Origin of the sequence: Streptomyces sp. MB09-02B, from assembly GCF_033794485.1 — a bacterium.
GTDB lineage: Bacteria > Actinomycetota > Actinomycetes > Streptomycetales > Streptomycetaceae > Streptomyces.
The window spans coordinates 1-7,940 of record NZ_JARGEE010000402.1 but is presented as its reverse complement, the minus strand read 5'-3'; the positions used below and the strand labels follow the sequence as shown (position 1 = coordinate 7,940).

Below are 7,940 nucleotides of genomic sequence, written 5' to 3'. Positions count from 1 at the left end.
TTAGGGTGCGGGTGCGGGTGCGGTTGGGTGGGGCTTCTCGCGCAGTTCCCCGCGCCCCTGAAAAGCAGGGGCTGCGCCCCGTGCTTTTCATCGAAGGGCCGAAGGCTCCTCCAGGGGTGGACCATGTCCGCCCCCCACCTGCGAAATACTGACCCGCAGGTACCCGGAATCGGAAAGCAGGAGCGCTGACGTGCACGACGAGGGCGGAAACGGCGACGGCGGCGGTGTCGGGGCCGGCATGGACCAGGCGTTCCTGGCGCTGGAGCGCGAGTTGACGGTCCTGCTGCGGCGCGCCCGCGCCAAGTCCGGGGAGATGGCCCGGGCCGTCCACCCCGACCTGGAGTCCGCCGCCTACGGCCTCCTCGCCCGCCTCGACGAGGCCGGCCGGCTGCGCGCCACCGAACTCGCCGCCTACATCGGCGTCGGCAAGGCCACCATGTCCCGTCAGCTCCGCGCCCTGGAACACCTCGGTCTCATCGCCCGCGAACCCGACCCCGCCGACGGACGTGCCTGGCTCGTCCACCTCACGGAGGAGGGCCGGGCGCGCTTCCGGGCGGTCCGGGACGCCCGCCGCGTCGCCTACGTACGACAGCTGGCCGACTGGGACCGGGACGAGGTGGCCCAACTCGCCCGACTGCTGCACCAGCTGAACCGGGGCGTCGAGGGCTGAGACCCGAAAGGGGCGCTCACCACTCCACGAACACCACGCTCGCGTCGTCGTGCGTCTTGGCGCGGCCCAGGAACTCCCGCTCCACATCGGTGGCCTCCAGCTCCCGCACCCGTTGGACCAGCCCCCGCGCCCCCGTCTTCCGGACGAGGGTGAGGCAGTCCGCCCAGTCGCCCTCGCGGAACGTCTCCACCCAGCGGCCCGCCCCGTCCGTCAACGCGGCCAGCGCGCGGACCTCCTCGCGGGGGACGGTTCCCGTCACCGCCCGCGCGGCCACGGCGGGATCGGCGGCCGCCGTCCAGAACCCGCCCTCCTTGTTCCGCACCGTCGCGTCCGCGATCGCGGCCGTCGCCAACGAGGCGCGGGGCAGCCGGGAGAGCCGGTCGTCCAGCACGGCCGTCACCGCGCCGTCACGCCGCTCGAACAGCAGGGCCGAGTCCGACAACACCAGGTACTCCACGGCCGCTTGCGACCAGCGGGCGAGGGCCACTGTGGCCTGTGGGGTTCGTGGGTGAGAAAGGTCACAGGTTTGGGCGTGGGCTCCGGCGGTACGGGAGATGGCCTGTGAGAGCACGTCGGGCAACGGCGCATCCCGCTCCGAAACGGACAGTTCGGTCAGGGTGCCGCCGAGGCGGGAAGTGAACCATGCGACCGAATGTCGACAGCCGTAGCCGTCGGGCGGCGGGGTCACGCCGTCGAGGACGACGAGGGCGCCGCCCTGTCCCCCCGCGGGCAGGGCCACGGACGCGAAGTCCTCGTTGGGGCGAAGGGGATCGCCGGGTGCCGAGACGAGTTCCGTGCGCATCCGGCCAGTCTGTACGAGCCCGCCACAAGATCCGTGAAAGACCGACAACGGTCGCCGTACGACCCGGACCCTCCAGGTGGGCCGCCGGGTTTGGCATGGAATGATCGTGAGCGGTGAAGCGCGGCGGCGAATACTGTCAAAGCGCGTCGCCGACGTCCAACCGGCCCGCCGCTGGGGGCATCGGCACGAGCCGGAGGAACTTGCCCGCCAACTCCCCGGGGATGTTCACTCCTTCGGGTGGCGGGACTGATGATGCGGGACCACTGCCCACCGGCACTGGGAGGGTCGGGAGCCGTACCGGGGGGACGGCCGTATTTGACGAGTTGACGGATCGTCACCCGGGCTAATGGGTAGACGAGTCAGGAATGCGAGCACCGGTGCAGAAGACGCGGCCTCGGCGCGCAGGCAAGCAGGCAGCTTCGAAGGCCTCCGCGGCCTCCCCGAACCAGCAGGGGACGGCACAGGCAGAGGCCCCAGCCGTCGGCACCGGGCGGAAGGCGCACGTACGCAACCGGCTCATCGTCGCCGTGGCCGTCGTGGCCGCCGCCATAGCGGGCGCCGGGGCGCCCTCGATCATCGCCGCCTCGGAGCAACTGCACGACACCCAGCGCCTGGTCACGCTCGCCGAGCAGACCCAGGAGACGCTCACCCTCGCGCACGCCCTCGCGGACGAGCGGGACGAGGTCACCGCGTACATCGCCGCCGGGCGCCCCAAGTCGGCCGCGCCCAGCCGGCAGCGCAGTGACCGCGTCGACACGCAGGCCGAGGAGCTGAGCGCCGACTCCGACACCTCCGCCGCTCTGCGTGAGGACATCGAGTCCATCGCCGGCGTACGGGAATCCGCGCTCTCCGGGAAGAGCACCGCTCTGGAGGCGCACACGGCGTACACCGCCGTCGTCACCGAACTCCACGCGCTCGCCGAGGAACTGGCCGCCGCACTGCCGCCACGCGCGGGCGGCGGCGCCTACGCGCTCGCCGAACTCGACAGCGCCGTCCAGCAGGCCTCCGCCGCCCGGGGGCTCCTCGTCGCCGCGCTCAGCGTCCCGACGACCACCCAGACGGTCATCGACCCCACCACCGGGCTGCCCACCACCAGGACCGGCGCCTCGGCCGCCGACGCGAAGCAGCGCGACGCCCTCACCGCCGTGGCCCAGCAGGCCCGCGTCCGTTCCGACGCCGCCCTCGCCCACTTCCGCGAGACCGCGCCCGCCGCCGGACGCTCCTCCTACGACGCCACGGTCACCGGCCCCGAGGCCGACGCCGCCGACGCCTACCTGGCCGGCCTCACCGACCAGCCCACGCTCTCCGACCGAGAGGCCGGCACCAGCGCCGAGAAGGTCGGCGCGGCCCTCTCCGCCCGCGTGGACCTGATGCGCGGCGCCGAGTCCTCCCTCTACGACCGGCGCACCAAGGACCTCGCCCAGTTGCGCGACGAGGACGTCACCGCGCTGGAGATCCGCGTCGCCGTCCTCGGCGCCCTGATGCTGCTGGCCGTCGGTGTCGCCACCGGCATGGCCCGCTCCCTGACCCGCCCGCTCGCGGTGCTGCGCATCGGCTCCGCCCGGGTCGCCGGTGACCCGGCGAACGAGGTACCGGTCAAGTTCACCGGCCGCAACGACGAGTTCGCGCAGGTCGTGCGCTCGGTCAACGCGCTCCACGCGCACGCCCTCGCCCTGCACGAGCGGCTCGCGCCCCTGGAGGGCGACCGCAAGCACCTCATCGGCCAGCGCCAGACCATGGCCGACGACCGGGACCGGCTGCGCGCCGAACTCGCCGAGGCGACCGCCCATCTGACGAAGGTCCAGCGCAGCGTCCACGCCACCTTCGTCAACCTCGCGCTGCGCACCCTCGGCCTCGTCGAGCGGCAGCTCGCCGTCATCGAGTCGATGGAGGAGCGCGAGCAGGACCCCGACCGACTCGCCACCCTCTTCAAGCTCGACCACTTCGCGACCGTCATGCGCCGCCACAGCGAGAACCTCCTCGTGCTGGCCGGCCACGAGCACGTCCAGCACCACGCCGGAGCCGTCCCGCTCGTCGACGTCGTCCGCGCCGCCGTCAGCGAGATCGAGCGCTACGAACGCGTCCGCATTGCCGCGCTGCCGCCGGGCGCGCACGTCGCCGGGTTCGCCGCCGACGACCTCAGCCACCTCCTCGCCGAACTGATGGAGAACGGCACCTCGTTCTCACCGCCGGAGATGTCCGTCGAGGTCACCGGATGGCTGATGGAGAACGGCGAGATCACCCTCTCCGTCCAGGACGGCGGCATCGGCGTCGCCCCCGAGCGGCTCGCCCGGCTCAACTCCCGCCTCACCGACTTCGACCCCGAGGCGCCCTACGAGCAGGAGAACGGCGAGGGCCTCGGCCTCGGCCTGTACGTCGTGGCCCGCCTCGCCCACCGGCTCGGCACCCCCGTCCGGCTCCAGCCGCACGGCTCGGGCGGCACCGCCGCGGTCGTCGTCCTGCCCAAGGCGCTGCTGGCCCCCACGCCCGCCGTGCCCGTGGGCACGGTGCCCCTAACGGGCCCCGTCACGCCCCAGTTCTCGCTGCCGGGCGCCGACGCCGAGGCCAACTCAGGCGTCCTGCCCGGCCGATCCGTCGCCGTACGCGAGCCCGAGGGCGACGGCGACCCGCTCATCGAGGCGGCCGAGCGGGCACTTCAGGCGAGGGAGGCCGTGGGGACGGCCGCCGACGCCGCAGAGGCCGCCGGGAGCGTCGTACCGGAAGACGACGCACCCGAGGCCGCGCCCGGCCCCGACACCGGGTCCGGGACCGGACCCGCGCCCGGGGCCGAGTCCGTGTCCGAGACGACGATGGAGCTCTTCGCTCCGGTGGCCCCGGGGAAGGGCGCCGACGAGGAGAGCGACGAGTACTCCGCCGCCCACGACACCGACGCGGATCCCGACACCGACGCGGACCCCGACGGGGACGCCCGGTACACGGGCGAACCCGACACCCATGAGCGCGCCGCCGACGAAGGGAACACGGCGCGCGCGAGCGAGGGGTCACGGGCCGGGACGGAGGGGCCACGGGGCGAACCGACCCCGCGCCTCACCGACAAGGGCCTGCCCAAGCGCACGCCCAGGATCACCGCGCCGGCGCCCACGACCCCCCGGCCGCGGGTCGGCGGCGTGAACGCCGAGGAACTGCGCCGGCGGCTCGGCGGGTTCCACCAGGGGGCCAGGGAGGGGCGGCGCGACGTCGAGGCCGAGATCGCCGAGCAGTCGGGTCAGACGCGGATGCCCGTGCCCCATGAGTACCGGACAGAGGCAGTTGACACCACGGGGGGCACTTCCGAGGAGGAAAGCAGTTGACCGCGCCCATTACCTTCGGACCGAGCAGTGAAGCCCGCAACCTGCACTGGCTCCTGACCAACCTGGTGGAGGAGGTGCCGGGGCTGCTGTCGGTCGCGGTGGTCTCCTCCGACGGCCTGCTGCTGCTCTCCTCCGACCCCGGCAGGAACGCCGAGGCCCGTGAGGCCCGGCAAGAGCGGCCGCAGGGCCCCCGGGGTTCCGCCGCCGACCTCGCCACCATCGTCTCCGGCATCGGCAGCCTCACCGTCGGCGCCGCCAAACTGATGGAGTTCGGCGGGGTCAAGCAGACGATGGTCGCGATGGACGAGGGCAGCCTCTTCGTGATGTCGATCAGCGACGGCTCGCTGCTCGGGGTGCACGGCTCCCCGGACTGCGACATGAGCGTGGTGGCGTACCACATGGCGCTCTTCGTGGGCCGCGCCGGCCATGTCCTCACCCCGGAACTCCGCAGCGAACTGCGCAAGTCCCTGGAGGCCGAGTCCCACAGGGAGACCGAGGCGGCCGGGAGCCGTCGGTGAGCGGCCCCAGGCAGAACAGGGCGCGGGCCCACGAGCCCGGCCGGGCGAAACGGCCGCCCGCGACGAAGGGCGCGACGGGCACCAGGAGCACGAAGGGCGCCAAGAAGCTCCCCGTGCGCGGCGGCGACCGCAAACCCGCCCGCGTACGCCCGTACTCGCTCACCGGCGGCCGCACCCGCTTCGGCCACGTCCTGCACGTGGAGACCTTCGTCGCCGTACTCGAAGCCCCGGCGGAGCGGCCGCAGTTGGCGAATGGTTCACTCAACACCAAGGTGATGCCCGAGATGCGGGCCATCGTCGAACTCTGCCGCCGCATGCGGACGGTGGCGGAGATCGCCGCGCTGCTGAAGATGCCGCTCGGCGTGGTCCGCGTCCTCCTCAGCGATCTCGCGGACCAGGGAAAGATCCGTGTGTACGGAACAGGTCACGGACCGGGACAGCCGGACCGCGCTCTGCTGGAAAGGGTGCTGAGTGGACTCCGCCGTCTCTGACGCCGCCTCGGCCGGTGTCAACCCCGACGCCTCGGCAGGCGTCACCCCGGGCGTCGACGACGACGCCCCCCGTGTCGTCATCGACACCGACACGGCCCCGCCCGGGGGTTACGCCCGGGCGGCCTCCCGCGGTCTCGACCGGCTCGCCGAGGCGGAAGCCGACGCCGACGCCGACGCCGACGCCGACGCGGCGGGGCCCGCCGCGGAGCCCGAGGAGCAGCTGAAACCCTGGCAGTCCGACCTGAGTCGGGCTCCCATCGCCACGAAGATCGTGGTGGCGGGCGGCTTCGGTGTCGGCAAGACCACCTTCGTCGGCGCGGTCTCCGAGATCACCCCGCTGCGCACCGAGGCACTGATGACCGAGGCCAGCGCCGGCACGGACGACCTCTCCGCGACGCCGGACAAGATCACCACCACCGTGGCCATGGACTACGGCCGCATCACCCTCGACGACGACCTCGTCCTCTACCTGTTCGGCACGCCCGGGCAGGAGCGGTTCTGGTTCATGTGGGACGACATGGTGCGCGGCGCGATCGGCGCGGTCGTCCTCGCCGACACCCGCCGCCTCGGCGACTGCTTCCCCGCGCTCGACTACTTCGAGAGCTGCGGACTGCCGTACATCGTCGCGGTCAACGCGTTCGACGGCAGTGTGCGCTACGAGCCCGAGGACGTGCGGGAGGCGCTGACCGTGCCCGACCATGTGCCTGTCATGATCATGGACGCGCGCAAGCGGGCCTCCGCGATGGAGACCCTGCTGGCGCTGTGCGCCCACGCGATATCCCTCAGCCCCGAATAGTCCCCAGCGGGACGCCACGGGACGCCACGGACGAACCAGGAGACCTGTCCGGATGCGGAAGATTCTCGTCGTCGGAGCCGGCCAGTCCGGGCTGCAACTGGCCCTCGGGCTCCAGTCGCACGGGTACGAGGTCACACTGATGTCCAACCGCACCCCGGACGAGATACGCGCCGGCCGCATCATGTCCACCCAGTGCATGTTCGACTCGGCCCTGCGCCACGAGCGCGAGCTCGACCTCGACTTCTGGGGGCCGCAGGCGCCGAGGATCGAGGGCGTCGGAGTCTCCGTCGCCGGCCCCGACGGGGCGCGCGCCGTCGACTGGGTCGGCCGGCTGCGCGGGTACGCACAGGCCGTGGACCAGCGGGTGAAGATGGCCGGCTGGATGGAGACGTTCTCCCGGCGGGGCGGCCAGCTGGTCGTCCACGGCGCCGCGGTCTCCGACCTGGACTACTTCTCCCGGATGTACGACCTGGTGCTCGTCACCGTGGGCAAGGGCGAACTGGTGCGGATGTTCCGCCGCGACGCCGCCCGCTCGCCCTACACCGAACCGCAGCGCGCGCTCGCCGCGGTGTACGTCCACGGACTGGGCCCGCGGCCCGAGCACCCGGAGTTCGACGCGGCCCGCTGCAACCTGGTGCCCGGCGTCGGCGAACTCATCGTCCAGCCCGTCCTCACCACCTCCGGGCGCGCCGACGCCCTCTTCTGGCTGGGGCTGCCCGGCGGGCCGCTCGACGTCTTCGGGGGCGTCCGGGACGCGGAGGAGCAGCTCGCGCTGACCCTGGACCTCATGCGGCGGTACACGCCCTGGGAATACGCGCGGGCCACGGACGTCGAGGTCACGGATCCCGGGGCGGCGCTGACCGGCCGCTACACGCCGGTCGTACGGCACCCCGTGGGACAGCTCCCGAGCGGTGGCCCGGTACTGGGCGCCGGGGACGTCGTCGTGGCCAACGACCCCCTCACCGGGCAGGGGGCGAACTCGGCGGCCAAGTGCGCGGCCGTGTACCTCTCCGCGATCCTCGACCACGGGGACGGGGAGTTCGACGAGGCGTGGATGCGGCGGACGTTCGAGCGGTTCTGGCAGATCGCGGGGCCGGTCACCAAGTGGACCAACACGATGCTGGCTCCGCCGGCCGAGCATGTGCTGGGGCTGGTCGGGGCGGCCGAGGGGTTGCCGGTGGTGGCGGATCGATTCGCCAACGGGTTTGACGATCCGGCGGATTTCGAGGGGTATTTCTACGACGCGGAGAAGACCCGGGCGTATCTGGCGGAGGTCGCGGGGGGTTAGGGGCCGCGCGCCTACCGGGTGTACTTATACAAACCTCCCAACCCACCAAAAAAGCAAAAAAAAC

7 protein-coding genes are annotated in these 7,940 nt (G+C 72.6%); 6 read left to right on the top strand and 1 reads right to left on the bottom strand.

All coding sequences use genetic code 11. The annotated features are described in order from the left end of the window. Positions 1–190: 190 nt before the first annotated feature. Positions 191–670 carry a MarR family transcriptional regulator gene (locus P1P70_RS35960; RefSeq protein WP_319245273.1) on the top strand — a complete coding sequence of 160 codons (480 nt, stop codon included), beginning with the start codon at positions 191–193 and terminating at the stop codon, positions 668–670. Between the two features lie 16 nt (positions 671–686). Here the strand turns inward: P1P70_RS35960 and P1P70_RS35955 are convergent, their stop codons facing one another. Then, entirely contained in the window at positions 687–1,472 is a 786-nt protein-coding gene (locus tag P1P70_RS35955) for a protein phosphatase 2C domain-containing protein (protein ID WP_319245272.1), read from the bottom strand. A gap of 365 nt (positions 1,473–1,837) precedes the next feature. Between P1P70_RS35955 and P1P70_RS35950 the strand changes: the two genes are divergently transcribed. The 5 genes from P1P70_RS35950 to P1P70_RS35930 all read left to right on the top strand — a co-directional run bounded on the left by P1P70_RS35950 (position 1,838) and on the right by P1P70_RS35930 (position 7,876). Further along, on the top strand, positions 1,838–4,783 hold the full coding sequence (locus tag P1P70_RS35950) for a nitrate- and nitrite sensing domain-containing protein (protein WP_413471626.1): 2,946 nt from the start codon (positions 1,838–1,840) through the stop codon (positions 4,781–4,783). Then, positions 4,780–5,301: a roadblock/LC7 domain-containing protein gene (locus P1P70_RS35945; protein WP_319245268.1), complete on the top strand. Its 522-nt coding sequence runs from the start codon at positions 4,780–4,782 to the stop codon at positions 5,299–5,301. Before P1P70_RS35950 ends, P1P70_RS35945 begins: the two co-directional genes overlap by 4 nt. A gap of 113 nt (positions 5,302–5,414) precedes the next feature. Then, positions 5,415–5,792 (top strand): DUF742 domain-containing protein, encoded by a 378-nt coding sequence (locus P1P70_RS35940; protein WP_215457244.1) that lies wholly within the window; start codon positions 5,415–5,417, stop codon positions 5,790–5,792. Positions 5,793–6,012: 220 nt separating this feature from the next. After that, complete coding sequence (locus P1P70_RS35935) at positions 6,013–6,588, top strand: ATP/GTP-binding protein (protein ID WP_319245276.1); 576 nt, start codon at positions 6,013–6,015, stop codon at positions 6,586–6,588. Between the two features lie 52 nt (positions 6,589–6,640). Next, positions 6,641–7,876: a styrene monooxygenase/indole monooxygenase family protein gene (locus P1P70_RS35930; protein WP_319245267.1), complete on the top strand. Its 1,236-nt coding sequence runs from the start codon at positions 6,641–6,643 to the stop codon at positions 7,874–7,876. Positions 7,877–7,940: the final 64 nt, after the last annotated feature.

Excerpts from the sequence above, each read along its gene's own strand:
- P1P70_RS35955 (WP_319245272.1), bottom strand. The coding sequence starts at position 1,472 with ATGCGCACGGAACTCGTCTCGGCACCCGGCGATCCCCTTCGCCCCAAC.
- P1P70_RS35950 (WP_413471626.1), top strand. The coding sequence starts at position 1,838 with ATGCGAGCACCGGTGCAGAAGACGCGGCCTCGGCGCGCAGGCAAGCAG.
- P1P70_RS35930 (WP_319245267.1), top strand. The coding sequence starts at position 6,641 with ATGCGGAAGATTCTCGTCGTCGGAGCCGGCCAGTCCGGGCTGCAACTG.